The organism is Actinomadura fulvescens (assembly GCF_039533225.1).
In the GTDB taxonomy this organism is placed as follows: Bacteria; Actinomycetota; Actinomycetes; order Streptosporangiales; family Streptosporangiaceae; genus Spirillospora; species Spirillospora fulvescens.
Window position 1 is genome coordinate 71032 of sequence record NZ_BAAATD010000022.1, and the last position, 18222, is coordinate 89253.

19 protein-coding genes are annotated in these 18222 nt (G+C 69.7%); 13 read left to right on the plus strand and 6 right to left on the minus strand.

The window, feature by feature from the left end; all coding sequences use genetic code 11:
* Positions 1–40: 40 nt before the first annotated feature.
* From ABD333_RS44895 to ABD333_RS44905, 3 genes are all read left to right on the plus strand, one after another.
* The gene (locus ABD333_RS44895; protein WP_344549035.1) at positions 41–1678 is read left to right on the plus strand and encodes an MFS transporter; all 1638 of its coding nucleotides are present in this window, start codon (positions 41–43) and stop codon (positions 1676–1678) included.
* 259 nt (positions 1679–1937) lie between these two features.
* On the plus strand, positions 1938–2093 hold the full coding sequence (locus ABD333_RS44900; RefSeq protein ID WP_344549036.1) for a hypothetical protein: 156 nt from the start codon (positions 1938–1940) through the stop codon (positions 2091–2093).
* Positions 2094–2129: 36 nt separating this feature from the next.
* The gene (locus ABD333_RS44905) at positions 2130–3542 is read left to right on the plus strand and encodes a phenylacetate--CoA ligase family protein (RefSeq protein WP_344549037.1); all 1413 of its coding nucleotides are present in this window, start codon (positions 2130–2132) and stop codon (positions 3540–3542) included.
* Positions 3543–4045: 503 nt separating this feature from the next.
* Here the strand turns inward: ABD333_RS44905 and ABD333_RS44910 are convergent.
* On the minus strand, positions 4046–4885 hold the full coding sequence (locus tag ABD333_RS44910) for a tyrosine-type recombinase/integrase (RefSeq protein WP_344549038.1): 840 nt from the start codon (positions 4883–4885) through the stop codon (positions 4046–4048).
* A gap of 71 nt (positions 4886–4956) precedes the next feature.
* Here ABD333_RS44910 and ABD333_RS44915 point away from each other — a divergent pair, with 71 nt between their 5' ends.
* Complete coding sequence (locus tag ABD333_RS44915; RefSeq protein WP_344549039.1) at positions 4957–6144, plus strand: coiled-coil domain-containing protein; 1188 nt, start codon at positions 4957–4959, stop codon at positions 6142–6144.
* A gap of 34 nt (positions 6145–6178) precedes the next feature.
* On the opposite strand, the gene ABD333_RS44920 is transcribed toward ABD333_RS44915, so the two are convergent.
* From ABD333_RS44920 to ABD333_RS44935, 4 genes are all read right to left on the minus strand, one after another.
* Positions 6179–6793 (minus strand): alpha/beta fold hydrolase, encoded by a 615-nt coding sequence (locus ABD333_RS44920; protein ID WP_344549040.1) that lies wholly within the window; start codon positions 6791–6793, stop codon positions 6179–6181.
* Positions 6794–6865: 72 nt separating this feature from the next.
* Positions 6866–8098, minus strand: a complete 1233-nt coding sequence (locus tag ABD333_RS44925; protein ID WP_344549041.1) for an RNA polymerase sigma factor — start codon at positions 8096–8098, stop codon at positions 6866–6868.
* The gene (locus ABD333_RS44930) at positions 8095–8418 is read right to left on the minus strand and encodes a YciI family protein (protein WP_344549043.1); all 324 of its coding nucleotides are present in this window, start codon (positions 8416–8418) and stop codon (positions 8095–8097) included. Before ABD333_RS44930 ends, ABD333_RS44925 begins: the two co-directional genes overlap by 4 nt.
* A 40-nt stretch (positions 8419–8458) precedes the next feature.
* Positions 8459–9067, minus strand: coding sequence for a dihydrofolate reductase family protein (locus tag ABD333_RS44935; protein WP_344549045.1), 609 nt, complete (start codon positions 9065–9067; stop codon positions 8459–8461).
* 227 nt (positions 9068–9294) lie between these two features.
* Between ABD333_RS44935 and ABD333_RS44940 the strand changes: the two genes are divergently transcribed.
* The 9 genes from ABD333_RS44940 (at position 9295) to ABD333_RS44980 (ending at position 17193) form a co-directional block, all read left to right on the plus strand.
* Positions 9295–10263, plus strand: a complete 969-nt coding sequence (locus ABD333_RS44940) for a hypothetical protein (RefSeq protein ID WP_344549046.1) — start codon at positions 9295–9297, stop codon at positions 10261–10263.
* Positions 10264–10383: 120 nt separating this feature from the next.
* On the plus strand, positions 10384–10869 hold the full coding sequence (locus tag ABD333_RS44945) for a carboxymuconolactone decarboxylase family protein (RefSeq protein ID WP_344549047.1): 486 nt from the start codon (positions 10384–10386) through the stop codon (positions 10867–10869).
* A gap of 11 nt (positions 10870–10880) precedes the next feature.
* On the plus strand, positions 10881–11513 hold the full coding sequence (locus ABD333_RS44950; protein WP_344549048.1) for a hemerythrin domain-containing protein: 633 nt from the start codon (positions 10881–10883) through the stop codon (positions 11511–11513).
* Between the two features lie 467 nt (positions 11514–11980).
* Complete coding sequence (locus tag ABD333_RS44955) at positions 11981–12172, plus strand: hypothetical protein (protein ID WP_344549049.1); 192 nt, start codon at positions 11981–11983, stop codon at positions 12170–12172.
* Between the two features lie 76 nt (positions 12173–12248).
* A complete protein-coding gene (locus ABD333_RS44960) occupies positions 12249–13106 on the plus strand; it encodes a DUF1206 domain-containing protein (protein WP_344549050.1) in 858 nt (285 codons plus the stop codon).
* A gap of 17 nt (positions 13107–13123) precedes the next feature.
* Complete coding sequence (locus ABD333_RS44965; protein WP_344549051.1) at positions 13124–13552, plus strand: hypothetical protein; 429 nt, start codon at positions 13124–13126, stop codon at positions 13550–13552.
* An 875-nt stretch (positions 13553–14427) separates the two neighbouring features.
* Positions 14428–15339, plus strand: a complete 912-nt coding sequence (locus tag ABD333_RS44970; protein ID WP_344549052.1) for a LysR family transcriptional regulator — start codon at positions 14428–14430, stop codon at positions 15337–15339.
* Between the two features lie 127 nt (positions 15340–15466).
* Positions 15467–15778, plus strand: a complete 312-nt coding sequence (locus tag ABD333_RS44975; protein ID WP_344549053.1) for a UBP-type zinc finger domain-containing protein — start codon at positions 15467–15469, stop codon at positions 15776–15778.
* Between the two features lie 584 nt (positions 15779–16362).
* Positions 16363–17193, plus strand: coding sequence for a hypothetical protein (locus ABD333_RS44980; RefSeq protein ID WP_344549054.1), 831 nt, complete (start codon positions 16363–16365; stop codon positions 17191–17193).
* A 466-nt stretch (positions 17194–17659) separates the two neighbouring features.
* Here ABD333_RS44980 and ABD333_RS44985 read toward each other — a convergent pair.
* A partial coding sequence (locus tag ABD333_RS44985) for an ice-binding family protein (protein WP_344549055.1) occupies positions 17660–18222 on the minus strand: 563 nt, incomplete at its 5' end.

Consider the following 18222-nt stretch of genomic DNA (forward strand, 5'->3'; position numbering starts at 1 on the left):
ATGAAGTACGCCAACCCGTCCAACGTGACGGAGGGTGACGATGAGAACGGTCTTTTCCGTTCAGATTGCTGTTCGGCTGGAGGCCGAGGTGCAAGCACGTGACCTTGCAGGAAGCAGGCAGAAAGGCCTCGGGCGTCCGCGACGTCGATGGTGGGCGCTGTCGGCGCTCGCGCTGGGGGCGCTCACCCTGGGTTTCGATGTCACGATCATGACTGTGGCGTTGCCGACCATCGCTACCGAACTGCGGGCCGGCACCGGCGCGCTGCAGTGGATGGTCAACGCCTACGTGCTGGCGTTGGCGGGGTTGATGCTGGTCTGCGGCGTGCTGGGCGACCGGTACGGCCGCAAGCGTCTGCTGCTGGTCGGCCTGGCGGTGTTCGCCGCCGCGGCCGCGGTCGCCGCATGGGCTGACACTGCCGAGACGGTCATCGCCGCCCGCGCGGCCATGGGTATCGGCGGGGCGATCCTCCTGCCGGTCGGCTTCGCCGCAGTGGCCGCGCTGTTCACCTCGCACGAGCGGGGCAAAGCGATCTCGGTGCTGGTGATGGCCGGCGCCGCAGGCGCCCCGCTCGGCCCGCTGATCGGCGGCTACCTGCTGGAACACTACTGGTGGGGTTCAATGTTCCTCATCAACATCCCCCTTGCTCTGGTCGCGATGGCCGCGATCGCCGCGGCCATGCCCGAGACCCGCGACCCGAATCCAGCACGCCTCGACCTGCCCGGTGGTCTGCTGTCCACCGGTGGCATGGTCGCTCTGGTCTACGGGCTGATCGAGGCTCCTGAGCGCGGCTGGGGAAGCAGTCCGGTGATCGCCGCGCTGACGATAGCTGCGCTGCTGCTGGCCGCATTCACCTGGTGGGAGCTGCGCACCAGCCAGCCGATGATCGACCTGCGGTTGTTTCGCCGGCCCCAGTTCTTGTGGGCCGGCTTAGCCGGAGGACTGGTCAGCTTCGGCCTGCTGGGCATGTTGTTCGTCATCCCGCACTACCTTCAGCTGGTCACCGGCCATGACGCGCTCGGCGCCGGGATACGCCTGCTGCCCCTTGCCGGTGGCCTGATCATCGGCGCGCCGGCCGGGGAGCGGCTGGCCGCCCGCACCGCCTACCGGGTGCCGATCGCGCTCGGCCTGGTAATTCTGGCCGCCGCGCTGACCGCGGGCGCCACCACCAAGGTCGACAGCGGTTATGGACTGGTGGCCGGCTGGCTGGCGGTGGCGGGCCTGGGCATCGGCATGGCACTGTCCGCGGCGATGGACGCCGTGCTGGGCGTCCTGCCACCCGAACACGCCGGAGGCGGCATCGCGATCACCATCACCTTGCGGCAGACCGGCGGTGCGCTGGGAGTGGCGACGCTCGGCAGCGTGCTGTCCCAGGGCTACACCGACAAACTCCAACCGGTACTGGAGTCCGCCCGCTTGCCCGGCCCGGCGGCCGAGGCCGCCCGCGACTCCCTTGCCGGCGCCCTGGTCGTAGCGGCCCGTCTTTCCGACCCGCCTCCCGCGGCCGCACTCGCTGTCGGCGCCCGCACCTCCTACCTGCACGGCATGAGCGTAGTGATGATCACCACCGCCGCCATGGCCGCCGTCGGCGCCGCCTTGATCGCCGCGCTGCTGCCCGGCAGACCCGCGCCCGCCAGGGGCATTGACGGAGCGCGGCCCGATCGCCAGGCCACCGGATAGCCGTCACGACCATCCCGTTTCCCGGCAGTCAAGGTGCTCTCGGCCGCGCGCCGCCCAGGGGGTTGGTGGTGGATGCTGCTCGTGCCGTTAGGTCGTGGAAGCGTCGCTGGCGTGGGTGGCGGCTCGCGGCGCCGTCCGCGATCATGAGCGTCTCATGATGCACAGCGAGGGGACGGTCACGCTGCGACAGGCCTATGGCAAGGCGGCGAGCACAGCCCCACTACCAGGCAAGTTCCCAGGCTGACCCCCTGTCAGTACGTTGGGTTCTGCGGGCCTGGTCATGATCGGCGCCGGCTTCGCCGGGCTGTGGACGGCAGTGCGCGCCAAGGAGTGCAATCCGAACCTCGACGTCCTCCTCCTGATCGGTGGCGTCCACCGGACCTCATGGCAGGCGGCCGCGCTGCTGCCGGCGTGACGGCGCGGCGGCAGAAGGAGTGCGCGTATGAGATGGATGAGCACTGTTCCGGCGAGCGATTGCGGGCGGGCCGGCACGAAGAGCTCCGAGGCGCGGCTGCAGGTTGATGCCTGGGTGGCCAAGCGCGGTGGCGAGCGGGCGATGGCTGTGCGAGCCCGAGCCCGCCTGGTCGAGCTGGTCGCCTACGCGCGGACTCGCTCGCCCTACTACCGGCACCTGTACCGCGGTCTGCCCAGTAAGGTGACCGAGCTGGCCGCATTGCCGGTCACGGACAAGTCGCAGCTGATGGCCGCCTTTGACGATTGGGTCACCGATCCAGCGATCACCCTGGAGCGGGCGCGGGCGTTCGCTGAGGATCCTGCGTTGATCGGTCGGCCGTTCGGCGGCCACTACTCGCTGAGCACGACTTCCGGCACCACCGGCAAGCGCGGCATCTTCCTGCACGATGCCCGCCAGTGGGCGGTGACCAGCGCGATGGCGACACGCATGCTGACCGGCTGGCTGACCGTGCGGGATACCGCCAGAATCGCGGCCTGCGGCGGCCGGACGGCGCTGGTGGTGCCGGACGACGCGCACGTCGGCGGCGCCGTGATGGCCGCCCGGCTTCGCGGCCGGTCGCGGGTGGCGGCGTTGAGCGTGCATCGGCCACTGGAGGAACTGGTGGAGGCGTTGAACGATCTGCGCCCGGCGGTGCTGGCTCCGTCCGCCAGTCTCGGTGTCCTGCTGGCCGGCCAGGCCGAAGCCGGGCGGCTGCGCATCGCCCCCGCTCTGGTGTGCCTGGGCGCCGAGGGCCTGCCGATGGCCGAGCACGCGCGCATCGGCCGCGCGCTGGCAGGAGCAAAGGTCCGTGCCACCTACAACGCCAACGAATGCCCGTTCCTCAGCTACAGCTGCCCTGCGGGGTGGCTGCACGTCAACGCCGACTGGGCCATCGTCGAACCCGTCGACGAGCGGTACCGTCCGGTGCCGCCGGGTGAGGCGTCCCACACCGTGCTACTGACCAACCTGGCCAACCGCATCCAGCCGATCCTGCGCTACGACCTCGGCGACGCCGTCACAGTCCGGCCCGATCCGTGCCCCTGCGGCACTCCCGGCCCGGCTTTGCGCGTCCAAGGCCGTGCAGCCGACCGGCTCACCATCCCCGGCGCCGACGGCACGCCGGTCACGATGGCAACACGGCCGGTGGCCATCGTGCTGGACACGGTGCCCGGCCTGGATCTGTTCCAGATCGTCCAGACCGGCCCGGCCACACTGCGCCTGCGGCTGGCCCCGGCGCCCGGCATCGATCCCGATGACCTGTGGGACACCGTCCGGGCGCGGCTGAGCGGGCTGCTGGTCCGCCGCCACCTCGGACACGTCCGCCTAGAGCGTGCCAGCGAGCGACCACAGATCAGCACTGGCGGCAAGATTCGCCCCTTCATCCCCGCAACCACATCGGCAAAACCATGAAACCGCGCCGCTGGCCCATCTGAGCGTGGTGCTGCCCAATCAGCACGATGTCCCGCTGCAACTGCTCACCCCAGCCTCGTCCCCGACCGCCGCCGCTTGTCCACCTGCTCTCGCGCGGCCCGATTCAACCGAAAGAACCGCTCCAGCTCGGCCATCGACGATGGCTCATGCGGGAGCCTGCCATAGCGGGCGAAGGACCCCTTCCCTTCGACCGCGGCATCGACATCAGCCAGATCAAGAGCAGCTCAACGAAGCGATCCCGCCGTTCCCGCGCAGGCCACGTCGACGCCAGCGCAAGGGCAAGGGTGATCTACGCGACCACGCCTGCTCATTCTGCGGCTGCACCAACCCCGACCGGCCCGTGGCCCGCGGACCCGGCGTGTGGATCTGCACCGACTGCGTCACCCTGACCACCGGCGACCGCGCCCTACGACCGGGCTGACCAGAACGCCCGACCAGCCTGGCTCGGCCGTTGAGTGGCGCTCAGCTGCGACCCGTGACATTTACTCGTCGACGGTGAGGCTGTCGATGGCAGCCTGGCGGTCGGCGTGGGTGGGCAGGGTGTAGCGGCGGGCGGTCTCCAGGGAGTGGCCGAGCAGTTCGGCGATGGTGACGACGTCCACGCCACGCCGTGCCAGGGTGGTGCCCAGGGTGTGGCGGAGCACGTGGGTGGTGAAGTCCTCGTCGGCGCCGACCGTGAGTCCGGCCCGGTCGGCGACGCCGTTGAGCACGCCGGTCGCGGCGCGCGCCGACAGCCGGCCACCGCGGATGTTGAGGAACAACGCCGTGCTGTCGATGCCGGTGCCCGAAGCGGGCAGCATGGCGCGTTCGGTCAGCCAGGTCTGCAGTTCGGCGCGGAGCTTGGGGTGCAGGGGGAGCTCCCGGTACTTGCCGCCCTTGCCCATGCGGATGATCAGGACGCCTTTGCGGGCGGAGATGCGCAGATCGTCGATGTTCAGGGCGACCAGCTCGTGGATGCGCGGGCCAGCGTAGAAGGCGGTGTAGGCCATGGCGCGGTCGCGGGCGGGACTGCGTTCGGCCTCACGCAGGAAGCGGACCTGGGCGCGTGGGTCGAGCGCGCGGGGCGCGAGGTTGGGCACATCCAAGCGCTTGGCGGCCGCCGGTCCCAGCCCGATGCGGTGGTTGAAGTCGTCGATGGCGGTCAGGTGCGCGTTGACGGTGGCGGGCTTGCGCTTGAGGACCGTCAGCAGGTGGGCGCGGTAGTCACGGGCGGCCCAGTCGCGCGCGGCCGGATCGGTGAGCGGTCGCCGTCCAGCGCGAGAGATGGGACGCCTCCCGGTGTCCCAGCTGTCTTGCGCATAAGTGTCATTATGCGCTGCCAAGTTTTCTTGTCCAGAAAATCAGCAACCTGACTTTCATTGCTTGTAGAGAAAAGAAATGGGAGCATGGCGGGGTGAGCAGTGATCTTGACGGCCGGGAAGAGCCCGGCTCCGCACCAGCGCAGCCGACTGAGCCGGCGATCGACGGCGTGATCCCCGCGGCGCGAGGTACGGGCGGACGGCGGCCGCCGAGCGACGCGGACCCGGCGGCGCCGTGGGGCCGGTGCAAGTACTGCGACACGGCCCTGCCGCGGCCGCCCAAGGCCCGCGGACGCCGCCCGGAGTACTGCCCGCCGCAGCTGGACGCCGACCAGAACGTGGTCAAGGACTGCCAGGCCGAGGCGCACGCCGCCAACCGCAGCCCGGCGGCCGCCGCCGTCGCCGAGCCGCTGGCCGCGCTGCGCACCGTCCTGACCGGGATGGCCGCCGCCGCCCGCGAACGCGCCGAGAGCGAACGCCAGGCGGCCGACCGGCTGCAAGAGATCATCGACACCGTCGTGGCCCGCAACACGACCCTGGAACAACAGGCCGCCCAGGCCGACACCCGGGCCCGCGAGGCCGAGGCGGCCCGGCACCGCGCCGAACTCGACGCCGACGCCGCGCGCGTCGACGCCGGCACCGCCCAGACCGCGCGCGACCAGGCCGAGGAACGCGCGCTGGCCGCCGAAGAGATCGCCCGCACCGCCCGGGCCGCCGCCGAGGCCGCCCATCAGACCGCCCGCACCGAAGCCGAGGCTCGCCAGGCCGCCGAACGCGCCGCACACACCACCCAGCACCGCCTGGAACAGACCGAACAGCGGCTGGCCGAAACCGAACAGGACCTGCGCCGGCTCCGTCAGGACCTCACCGGAGCCCAGGACGCACACGCCCGCACCCGCACCGACCTGGACCAGCGCACCGGCGAGCTCGTCGCCACCCGCGCCCGGCTTGCCGACAGCACCGACCGGCTGACCGCCCTGCAGACCGAGATCAGCGCCCTCCGCCAGGCCCTGGCCCGAGCCGAGCACACCGCCCAGGCCGCCACCGCCCGCGCCGACAACGCCGAACAACAGGCCCAGCGGGAACGCACCGCCGCCGCCGAAGCGGTCGCCGCCGCCCACCGAGAACGCGACACCGCCCGCGAGACCCACCTCACCGCCACCGCCAGGCTGACCGCCACCATCGACGCGCTCACCGCCGCCCGCGCCGAAGCCACCACCCACCTCCAACGCGCCCTACACGCTGAGGCCGCCCTCACCGCCCGAGCCAACGACGACACCTAGGCCGACCACGCCGGACATCGCGGCATCCCGAGTCTCACGGCAGTAGCGACGGCTGCGGCGGTGCCGGAGCGAGAAGGTCGAGCCGCCGACCAGCGGCTAGGTCTCGCTCGGGTCGTCGCGCATGATCTCGACGTGCCGGTCGGTGGCGCTGAAGACCTTGGACAGGTCCACCCGGACGGGCCGCCGCGCACCCTCGCGGTAGAGGGTCATCCGGCTCGCGCCGGTGGCCCGCTCCTGGACGCGCGCGAGCACGCCCACCTTCTCGGAGATGTTTCAGCATCTGGTAGCCCGCGCGGCTGAAGCCGGTGCTCGCGAACCGGCGGATCTGCTCGTCGGACGGTGGCCACTGCGAGGGGTCGATCGTGGCGGACGCCGATGCGATGTAGGCGTCCAGGCTGGGGCCGGTGTTGATGAGCGCAAGCGCGGTCAGCAGGTCGGGGCGTTGCTCGGCGAGGGCGGTGGCGACCACGCCGCCGCTGGAGTGGCCGACGACGGTGGCGCGCCTGACGCCGAGCCGGTCCAACGCCGCGCCGACCCGACGTGCCTGGTCCCGGGTCGCGTAGCTGCGGTCGGCTGGTTTGGCCGACTGTCCGTGCCCGAGCAGGTCGATCCGGATGACGCGATGGGAGTCGGTCAGCAGCGGAACCATCGCGTCCGATGAACGGGTGCTCTACGGGCTCGTATGACGATCGGTCCCGTGTGCGGGGTGAGGTCGGCGGCGCTAGTGCAGTTGGTCGCGGCGGCGGGTCAGGTAGGCGGTCTCGCCGGTGTTGCCGGCCAGCTCGATGGCCCGGTCGTAGGCCGCGCGTGCCTGCTGGCTTTGGCCCAGCCGGCGCAGCAGGTCGGCGCGGGTGGCGTGGTAGGCGTGATAGCCGGCCAATGCCTCGGCGAGGCGGTCGACGGTGGTCAGCGCCACCTGCGGGCCGTCGAGTTCGGCGATCGCGATGGCCCGGTTGAGGGCGACGATCGGCGAGGGGTCGAGGCGCACGAGCTGGTCGTAGAGGGCGACGATCTGCGACCAGTCGGTGTCGCGGATGTCGCGGGCGTCGGTGTGCACGGCGTTGATCGCGGCGAGGATCTGGTAGCGGCCCGGAGCGACCCCGGCGGCGGCAGCGGCGAGGCGTTCGCGTACCAGCCGATGGCCCTCGGCGACCAGCTCCGCGTCCCAGGCTCCGCGGTCCTGCTCGGTGAGCGGGATCAGTTCGCCGGTAGCCGACACCCGGGCGGTGCGGCGGGCCTCGATGAGGAGCATCAGCGCCAGCAGCCCGGCCACTTCGCCGTCGTCCGGCAGGAGGGCACGGATCAGGCGGGTGAGCCGGATCGCTTCGGCCGTCAGGTCGTGCCGTAGCGGGTCGGTGTCGGGGCCGGTCGCCAGGTAGCCCTCGTTGAACATCAGGTACAGAACGGCGAGTACGCCGGAGACGCGGGCCGGGAGATCCTCGGCGGACGGCACCCGATAGGGGATGCCGGCCGCCTTGATCTTGGCCTTCGCGCGGGTGATCCGCCGTTCCAGGGCGGTCTCGGTCATCAGGAAGGCGCGGGCGATCTCGGGCACGGTCAGTCCTCCGACCATGCGCAGCGTCAGCGCCAAGCGGGTCTGCATCGCCAGTGCCGGGTGGCAGCAGGTGAAGATCAGCCGGAGCCGGTCGTCGTCGATGGCGCCGACAGGCTCGGGCGGGTCGTCGTACAGCAGCTGAGCCTCCTTGTGCTTGTCGTCGCGCTTGTTCTCGCGCCGGATCCGGTCGATGGCCTTGCGGTTGGCGGTGGTGGTCAGCCAGGCGCCGGGGTTGGGTGGTACGCCGCCGGCCGGCCACCTCTCGACGGCGGTCGCGAACGCCTCGGCGGCCGCCTCCTCGGCGATGTCGAGATCACCGAAACGCCTGGTCAGGGCGGCGACCACCCGCGCCCACTCGTCGCGGTGGACCCGGGTGATCGCCTCCTCCACGTCGTTCACTGGAACGGCCGCACCTCGATCTTCCGGTCGCAGATCTTCGACGCCTCGGCGCCGAGCCTGAGCGCCACGTCCAGATCGGGGGCCTCCCACACCCAGACGCCGGCGAGATACTCCTTCGACTCCACGAAGGGCCCGTCGCTGAACACCGCCTGCTCGCCCCGGTTGTCGATGACCGTGGCCGTGTCGGTGTCCGCGAGCCCGCCCGCGAAGACCCAGTAGCCCTCGGCGACCAGTCGTTCGTTGAACGCGCTGATGGCAGGCCCCCTGTCCGTGCTGCCGGGATTGCTCTTGTCATCGATCACGGAAACCAGATACCGCATCTGAAGATCTTCTCCTGTGGTGGCTCGGTGGTCAGGGAGTTCAAGCGGTTGCGTACCGCGGGCGTCCGGCCGGCCGGTAGACCTGAATGGTCACGCCCTTCGAGTCCACGTGCGACTCGACGAGGTGGAGCGCAAGATCCGGACCGTTCGCCGGGAACAGTCTCGCGCCCTGGCCGACGATCACCGGGATCACGATCAGAGTCATCTCGTCGACCAGATCGTTCTCCAGCAGCCACCGGATCAGGGCGCCGCTGCCGTGCACCTGCAGCTCACCCCCGGGCTTGGCCTTCAGCTCGCTGATGGCCGCCGCGAGGTCACCGCGGAGAACGGTCGTGTCCTCCCAGCGCGGTGTGGTGAGCGTGGTCGAGGCAACGTACTTGGGGGCCTCGTTCAAGGCCACGCCGATGGGATGCGCGCGCATCTGGTCGATCGATCCCCACGAGCCGGCGAACAACTCGTAGGTGCGCCGGCCGAACAGGAACGCCTCTGCGCGCTGGTAGGTCTGCGTGATGAACGTCCTGGTCTCGTCGTCACCCGCCCCCCGGGCCCATCCGCCACGCTCGAATCCGCCCCTGCGGTCGTCCGACGCGGCGCCGTTGCCCTGCATCACTCCATCGAGGGTGACCTGAGTCATGGTCGTCAGCTTCATGATCGCGGTTCCATCGCCTTAGTGCCGCCCCTTGTGGGCGGCCTCACCCCTGCTACGAACGCCACGGCCCTGATCCGACACCGCCTCCCGGGTTTCTTTGAAGAATTTTCCGGGACGCCGGCCGTCAGCGATCCGGCAGTGCCGCGGCGACTGCTCCCCCAGGCGCCCAGCGCGGACGCGAATATCGATCGGTGGCGTTTTCGCCGAAAAATTGAGAGGGTCATCTCATGATCAATTTTCCTTATATCGGCTCAGGTCCTTATTGCTACTCGAACTGTCTGGCCATGATGCTGGGCGCCGAGGCGCCGCCGGTCGCGGTCATCGAGACGGTGACCGGCAGCCCGTTCGGCATGCAATTGGTCGGCGGTACGCTGCCGTTCTTCGACCCCTATGGCTGGAACCCGGAGATCGGCATTGAGAAGGCGCTCGCCACCCTGGGCTGGAACGCGGAGACCGTCAGCGGAGGCCCGTCCGACGTGGCGCTGGAGCGTCTCAGCTCCTGCCTCGCCCACGGCCCGGTCATGGTCGGTCCCATCGAGATGGGATATCTGCGCTACCAGCCGGGCATGACCGGCCCGATAGGCGCAGACCACTACCTCACGGTCCTTGGCATTCACAACGATCAGGTGATCTCGCACGATCCCCAGGGATATCCCTTCACCATGCTCCCGCTGACCGACTTCCTCAAGGCATGGCAGGCCGACACCATCGACTTCGGCGAGCCGTTCACGATGCGTATGAATTTCGCGCGAGCCGGCCGTGTAGGTGTCAAAGAAGCGCTCACCGCGTCCATTCCCCAGGCGATCGACTGGCTGCGCGCCGAGCCCGATCACGCCATGCCGCCGGGAAGTACGGGAAATGGCGACGCCGCCCAGGCCCTGGCGGCGTCACTGGAAAGCGGCCACGACGAGAGGCTGCACGAGCATCTCGTCCACTTCGCGATCCGCGTGGGTGCACGACGCGTGACCGACGCGGCCACCTGCCTGCGCGAGATCGAGCGGACCCAGGCGGCGGCCGTCATGTTCCGGCAGGCCCAGCTGATCGGGTCACTCCAGCAGGCGCTGGCCACCGGCGACAACAGCACCGCGGCCCGCACCCTGCGCACCCTTGCCCCCACCTACGACACCCTCCAAGCCGAACTCCAGCACGGCCCCAGCAGCCCGCCGGACGATCGATTCCAGGTGCCTCGCCCCTAATGATGCGGCGTTCAGGTCGTCCAGACCGGGCCGCATGAACGGTGCCGCAGGTTTGCGAACGCGTGGCCGGGTTGCCGAAGATCAGTCCGACCGCTCCTGGGCGACGCCCTGCTGGGGCGTGTGGCGGGCGGCGAGTCGGCTTTCCAGGCCGTCGAAGATGGCTTCGAGGCCGAACTCGAAGCTCCTGTCGGGGGCCGCGGCGTAATCGGCGGTCTCGATCCGGGTGCGCAACCGCGGGAACTGCTTGGCGACCTCGATGGCCTGCGCCATCGTGTCGGCGATCAACTCTTCGGCGTTGCCGCCTTCGCGAAGGCCCTCGGCAAGCTCGGCGCCGACGACGACAAGATCATCACGGTGGCGGCGTGGCGGGAGGCGCCGTTCTTCGACGATGCCGAACGTGCCGCGCTTGAGCTGACTGAGCGGCTCACCCGGGTCGCCGACCAGTCCGGTGAGGCCGTGCCCGACGAGCTCTTCGACGAGGTCGCCGACCTGTTCGACGAACGGCGACTTTCCGCGCTCGTCCTGGCGATCGGCGTCACCAACATGTTCAACCGGATCAACGCCACCGTCCGCGAGGTGGCGGGCTCACCTTCGTGGCAGGGCTGAGGAGAGAGACCATGAGCGGCAAGCTCGACATGACCCCGATGTACGCGATGCACGATGCGCTGCCGCGTGAACTGGAGCACATCGCCAGGATCGCCGGTTCGGCGGGTTCCACCGGCGATCCGGCGCGCATCCTGCGTACGGCCGCGGGCTGGCGGATGTTCAAAACGTCGCTGCACGTCCACCACACCACCGAAGACGACGCGCTCTGGCCGGTGATGCGCCAGGCCCTGGCCGATCAGCCGGACGAGCTGGCCCTGCTGGCCGAAATGGAGGAGGAGCACGCCGCCATCGACCCGCTGATCCACTCGATCGACGCGGCCCTGGCCGGCGAGGAGCCCGTCGGTGACCTGCTCGATTCCCTGGTCACGAGGTTGCGCGCACATCTCGAACACGAGGAACGCGAGGCGCTGCCACTGATCGACGCCACCGTGACCGAGAAGCAATGGCGGCACTTCGGGCAGGTCCACGGCAGCCGGATCGGGCCCGACGCCCCCCGCCTGGTTCCGTGGCTGCTGGACGGCGCGAGTGCTGAGACCGTGACGGCCATGCTCGCGCCGCTTCCCGAACCGGCCCGGTCAGCGTTCCAGAACCAGTGGCAGCCCGCCTACGCGGCGCTCGACCGCTGGGGCACCACCGCGCCCTGACCCCCTATGGGACGAGCGCTGCCTTTCGCGTCGGACGGACGCGGAAGGCAGCGCTGCCCTTCACGAACATCGGGCCAGCGGCGAACGTGTCGGACTGTAGGTCACGCGGCAGAGCGAGCACGGCTGGATCGTCCCCAGTTGGGGTCTCAGTAGCGCCGACGAAGTTTCGGTCGGATACCGCCGCGACCTGCGGCGATATCGATGTGATCGGTTGAGGGGATTCGCGGCGCCTTGCCGAGGGACACCGCGCTCGCAGTGGGCTGGCAATCGGGCCGATCGGTGACCGCTTCATCCTGCCCGCCGGGAGCCGCGCTGTTCGGCCTGGGTGATGGGCCGTTCTTGGATCGGTGGTTTCCGAAGTCACTCGCTTGGGTTCCACTGGGCATGAGGGTCCCGCGTCTCGTGTGGCTCGGGTCGCCGGTCAGCTGCGGGGTTCCCGCACACCGGTGGCGCATCTGGAGGTAGTGATGCTCGCCATCGTCGCGGCCGTGGTGTTCGGCCTGGCGCTGCTGTTGGACCTGGCCGACTACAGTTCGGAAATCCTCAATCTGCAGTGGCTGACCGTGCTGGGCCTGCTGGTGCTGGCGTTGCATCTGGCCGGGGTGGGTTCGAACTTCAACTGGCGCGACCGCGGCTCGTACAGCAGACGACGCCGATGACCTCGGGTGCCCGCGCCCGGTCCATGAGCCTGGTCCATGAGCCTGTGCCGATGGCTCCCTGCCCAAGGCGCACCCGATGACGGTGAAGAGCGCGAACCGCGGCGTCCAGTCCGCTGGACGGGATGCCGCGACGAGCTCATGGTTGCAGGGGCTGGGCCGCGGTGGGCTCATCGCCCGCGGCGTCAACTACATCTTGATCGGCGTCCTGGCCGTCCAGATCGGGCTGGGTACCACCGTCCGGCAGGCCGACGGCACCGGCGCGTTGCACGCCTTGGCCGCACACCGCGGTGGCGCGGCCGTGCTTTGGCTGCTGGGCTTGGGTTTCGCCGGGCTGGCGCTGTGGCGGCTGGCCGAAGCCGGCTACGGCCGGGCCGGCCCTGATGGGCACAAGGTGACCAAACGGCTGGCGTCGTTGGGGCGCGCGGTGTTCTACGGCTTTGTGTGCTTCGGGATCGTGGGGTTCGTGCTGGGCACCGGTGGCCCCCAGCGCAGCAACGACCAGTCCAAGGACGTCACCGCGCGATTGATGGCCCATGCCGGTGGCCGCTGGCTGATCCTGGCGATCGGCCTGGTCGTTGCCGGTGCGGGCATCGCGATGGCGATCGGCGGCCTGCGCCGCAAGTTCGAGGAGTACCTGAATCTGGCACAGATGAACGCACGCACCACCACGCTCGTCCAGGCCCTGGGCGTGGTGGGGTCCACGTCCCGCGGCATCGTCTTCGCCGTCTTGGGGGCGTTCCTGATCGTCGCCGCCGCCACCTTCGACTCCGAGCAGGCCCAGGGCCTGGACGGCGCCCTCCGCAAGATCGCCACAACCCCCGCCGGTCCCTGGCTCCTGGTCGCCGTGGCCGCCGGGCTCATCACCTTCGGCGCCTACTCGCTGTGCGAGGCGCGCTGGCGCAAGGTCCAACCCGGACAGCCCAACCAGACCTGAATCGATGTGGAGCTGACATGCTCCAGCGCAACCACTCACAGGCGGCCAGAGCCGCCGACGCGGCCGCCTGGCAACAACACTGCCGCGCCGACTCGATCGCCTTCCGGCAGGGGCTGCGGACGCTCGCCCAACGCCGGCACCGCAAGCTGTTCACCGGCACTCCCGGCGCACTCCCGGTCGGGCGGTACACACTGGCCGGGCAACCGGCGAAGTCTCCGGCCGCCCAAGACCCGGCCGCGCGGGCACGCACCTTCATCTTCCAGACGGCCCACACCATCGATGACGGCCGCAGCGTCTCGGCCGTCTTCCGGACAGCGCTGCGGCACGTCCATCCCGACTCGGCCGGCACCAGCGCCGAAGACGACGCAGAAGACAACGCCGGCTCGGCCATCGAACTCCTGCAACGAGCACGCCAGGACCTGGAGAACGCCGGCCTGTGGTCATAAAGCAGCACGACCCGGCCGGGCGTGGCCGACCAGGCGGGCGAGGGCGTCGGCGAACGCGACCAGTTCGCCGGGCGGACTTGCGCCTGAGCAGCGGTGCTGCGCCCGTGGGGCGAGGTCATCAGTTGAGGTGATCGGTTCTGGAGATCGGCCTGCAGCAGCAGGTGCTGGACTCGGCCCTGGCCCAGTTCCCCGTCATCGGCGACCAGATCGGCGCCGTCGCGCTCAACGTGGGCCTGTTCACCTTCGCCTTCCGTGTCCTGACCGCGCGTCCCCTCACGACCCGGCAGGTGGCCGCGCAGCCTCCTCACTCGCTTCACCGACCGCGTCGACCTGACCGCCGCCGACAAGCGCGCCTACACCTCCTACGCCGAAACCGAACGCCACAAGGGCTTCGAGCAGATCGACGTCGGCTTCCTCCACTCCTCACCTGCCCAGGAGAAGCCGACCTCAGATGAACGAGCCCAATAGCCGACGTCCCGATCTCCCATCGATGGAGCCGGTCCGCCGTGGCGGTGGTGCACGTCCCTCAAGGGCTGGCCTGAGTTCCGAGGTCCCGCGCGGGTACGCGGATCAAGCTGAGGTGTTCCTGGTAGCCGTGCTGGTCAGGGTCCCCCCAGCGGAGGGTGAGGACGCTTCGCAGCGCACCGTCGCCGCTGATGTGAGCGCGTGACACCGGACGCGATGGTATGGGTAGGCCACCCGCGGACGGCCGGCCCCCGCGGGTGGTGTCGCCGGTTCGTTCTCCGGGCGTAGAATCCGGGTGAAATCCCTGTTCCTGCCCCCGGGCGCGGGCGGGGATTCGTCGCCCTGGACCACGGCGGCCTCCGGTGCCGCGATCGGCGGCGTCGGGCTCGTCGGGCTTGAGGCGGACCGGTATGGAGATACGTCAGCTCCGCTACTTCGTGAGCTTGTCCGAGGAGCTGCACTTCGGGCGGGCGGCCGCACGTGAGCACATCGTGCAGTCCGCGCTCAGCCAGCAGATCCAGCGGCTGGAACGCGAACTTGAGGTCCGGCTCGTAGAACGCAGCACCCACCACGTCGCGCTGACCGCCGCGGGCACGCTGTTCCTCGTCGAGGCCCGCAAGATCCTCGCGCAGGTCGAGCGGGCCACCGTGGTGGCACGCAGCACGACCGGCGCCGCCCCTACGCTGCGAGTCGGGATCATCGACGCCAGCTACGACTCGATGTCGCAGATTCTCCACGACGTCCAGGCCCGCTATCCCGACCTGGCCATCCACCAGGTCGAGGTCGGCGTCCCCGAGCAGTACCAGCAGCTCGCCGACGGCCGCCTCGACGTCGGCATCGGCCGTGCGGCCAACGCCCCGTCCCAGGTGACCTCATTTCTGTTCCGCCGGGACCCGCTGGGGGTCTTGGTGCCCACTGGGCACCGGTTCGCCGCCATGACCGCGGTGCCCGTCGCCGAACTCGCCCGCGAGCCGCTGCTGCTCGCCGAGGAGGCCCAGGCACCGGAGTTCAACCAATTCACGGTCGAGGTGTGCCGCACGGCGGGGTTCACTCCCACCGTTCACTCCGGGACAGTGGAGAGCATCCGCGCCGCCGCCGACCTCGTCGCCCAAGGCCGCTGCCTGTACTGCGTGCCGTCCTCCTGCATCGCCGCGCTGCCCGGCACCATCTGGCGGCCGCTCACCGAACCGGCCTCCTGCTACCCGTGGTCAATCCTGTGGCGTGCCGAGGACAGATCCGACCATGTGCGCGCGATCGTGGACTGCGCGCGGGCCATGTCCGAACGGCTCGGCTGGCTGACCACCTCCGACGTCGGCATCTGACGTCCGCACAGGCCACCGGCCATCGACAACGGTGATGGGGCTTGCGACGACTGCTCCTTTCCGCCGTCCAGACAGAAGCGTTGGCTGAGAACCGACGGCGCACCATGCACCGCCGGACAGGAGCATCATGGCGGTATCCGGGAGCAGGACCGCAGGCGGGGCCGTGTTCAACCTGAACGGGACAGCGCCCCGCTGCGAGCACCTCGATCAGATCCAGCCGGTCGTGCCCCGATCCCAGGGATGCCCGGAGTGCCAGACCCGAGCGAACGACTGGACCGGGCTGCTCATCTGCCTGACATGCGGCTGGGTCGCCTGCTCCGACTCCTCTCCCGGCCAGCACTCCAAAGGCCACTACGAAGAGACCGACCATCCGCTGGCCGCCGGAACGGGACCAGGCAAGCGATGGCGATGGTGCTACGTCCACCAGCGGCTGGTCTGACCTTCCGTGCTCGATCCGGTGCTGGACCTGAGCGTCGTGACGTTCATGGACGCCCGCGCGCTGCCGGCCCTGGGTAGGCGGCCTGGCGGCATGGCCTGGAACACCGAGCCGAGGGCGGCCCGGTCGCCCGGTCCGGTCGGGCAGCAGCGCACCGCACACCGGGTACGAGCCCGACCCCGGGGCGGCGCCGCTTTGTGTCGATTGGACGGGAATATCCGGCAATGGGTAATCGCCAGGCCTGACCAATCAAGATTTAAGTGAAACATTTTAGGTCAATGCTCAGTGTATTTCTGTCTTTCGTCTACCTTGGTCGAATTTGCAGTTATTGCTTAACGGTGCGCTAATGAAGGCAGGAAAGAAGCCTGGTGGGCCGTCTGGAACCCGCGTGCACTCCGGGAGGCGTTGACCTGCGAAACAGGTCACCGGCTCGGCCCGCCTCCTAGCCCTTTGGCGGCGAGGCGTTCGTTCCAGGTGCCCACCAACGGCGATGCCTCCTGCAGAAAACGTGATCCGCGTCTTGGGAAACCGTTCCGTACGGAATCCTGCCAGGCGCAAATGGCTCATCGCATTTACAAGGAGACCTCATGCGTCGCATCCGAATGATGCCCACCCTGGCCGGAGCCGCAGTGTTGTCGGCCGGCATCGCCGTGCTCGTTCCCACCACCGCGCACGCGGCCGTGGCCTGTAACGGGCCGGCGCTGGTCGCGGCGATCGCCACCGCCAACGGTTCCGGTGGCGGCAACGTCACCCTCACTCCCGGTTGCACCTACGTGCTCGCCTCCGCCGACAACATCGGCGTTCACGGCGCCAACGGGCTCCCGATCATCACCACCGCCATCACCCTGACCGGCAACAACAACACCATCGCCCGAGCGGCGGTGGCCCTGCCGTTCCGCATCATCGAGATCGGCGCCACCGGCAACCTCACCCTCAAGTCGGTCACCGTCACCGGCGGCCTGGCCGCCACCAGCGGCGGCGGCGGAATCCACAACACCGGCGAGGTGACCCTGACCAACAGCGCCCTGGTCGCCAACACCGCCGTCCTGGGCAACGGCGGCGGAATCTACAGCGGCCCGGCCGCGTCCGCCGCGGCCACGTTCACCGGCAGCACCCTGTCAGGCAACGCCGCCGCGGCAGGTGACGGCGGCGGCCTCTACAGCCAGGGCGGTACCGCCACCTTCACCAGCAGCTTCATCAACGGCAACAACCTGGGCCTGCGCGGCGGCGGAGTCGCCTCCATCAACGCCATCTTCTCCACCACCAGCACCCCCGTCTCGGCCAACACCGCGACCCTCACCGCCGGCGGCATCTATCGCCAAGGCGGCACCATGACGGTCACCACCTCCCCGATCAGCGGCAACCTCCTCAACAACTGTGTCGGCAGCGTCCCCGCCGTACCCGCCTGCACCGGCTGACCCACCCGCCAGCTCAGGCGAACCGATTCCACACACCCCGACCTATTGGCCGCCCCGGCGCAGGGCACCCCGGCCATCGCGCACTAGTTTCCTTACGCCGGCACGGTCCCTCGACACGATGCCCGGTGCGCCTTTCCCCTGACGCACCGGGCATCCCCTCGGTGCACCTCGACAAGCCGGTGCCCGCATCAAGACGCGCGGGCCGGCAAACCTGGACACCGCCGCCGCACCCCCGCCCGCGAGACCGGGCCGCTGCACCGGTGCCAAGCCGATTGGCCACGGCGCCCAGCATCCGGGCTGCTCAACCGGCGCAATGCCGGGGATGGTTTCGTGAGCTGTTCACCTGACCGTGGCGGTACGTGCAAGTGATGGGTCTTGCCCGTTACCGCGTTCGGTAACGGGCAAGAGCTGGGTGAGGGGTTGGTGGCCTACCTGGCTTGTGCGGTCAGGTCGTGGGCGGGGTTGGTCAGCAGGTCGGTGCCTGCACGGTGTTGGCGATCATGGTGACCGCGGTCTGTGCCAGGGCGCGGCCGGGCGCGAGTTGCGCTCCGCTCTGCCCGACGATGGCCTTCTTGCCCAGAAGAACGCCCTTGGCCTGGGCACCTCCAGCCAGGGTGACCTGGTCGGCTGACTGCCAGATCACGTTGCATGCGCGTGCTCCGCCGGTCAGGACGATGTTGGCGGAGCCGGTGAAGTTGAGGGTGTCGGCGACCTGGAAGATGAAGACGTCGTTGACGCCGCCGTTGAGGGTGATGGTTCCCGACACGGTCACGGCGGTGGTCCATTTGTACAGTCCGCGGGTGAGGGTCTGGGGCCCGGTGACCGCGCCTGCCAGGTAGTTGAGGGAGTCGGCGGGCGCCCGGCCGGCCGCGTCGTTGTAGGCAGTGACCTCGTTGTTCACCCCGGTCAGGAGATTGGCGGGAGTGGGAGGGGCATAGTCGGCGGCGTAGACCCTGCCGACGACCGTGGGAGAGATGGAGAAGGTCCCCGAGGGGTCGAGGATCAGACCGAAGCCGGTGACCGAGCTGG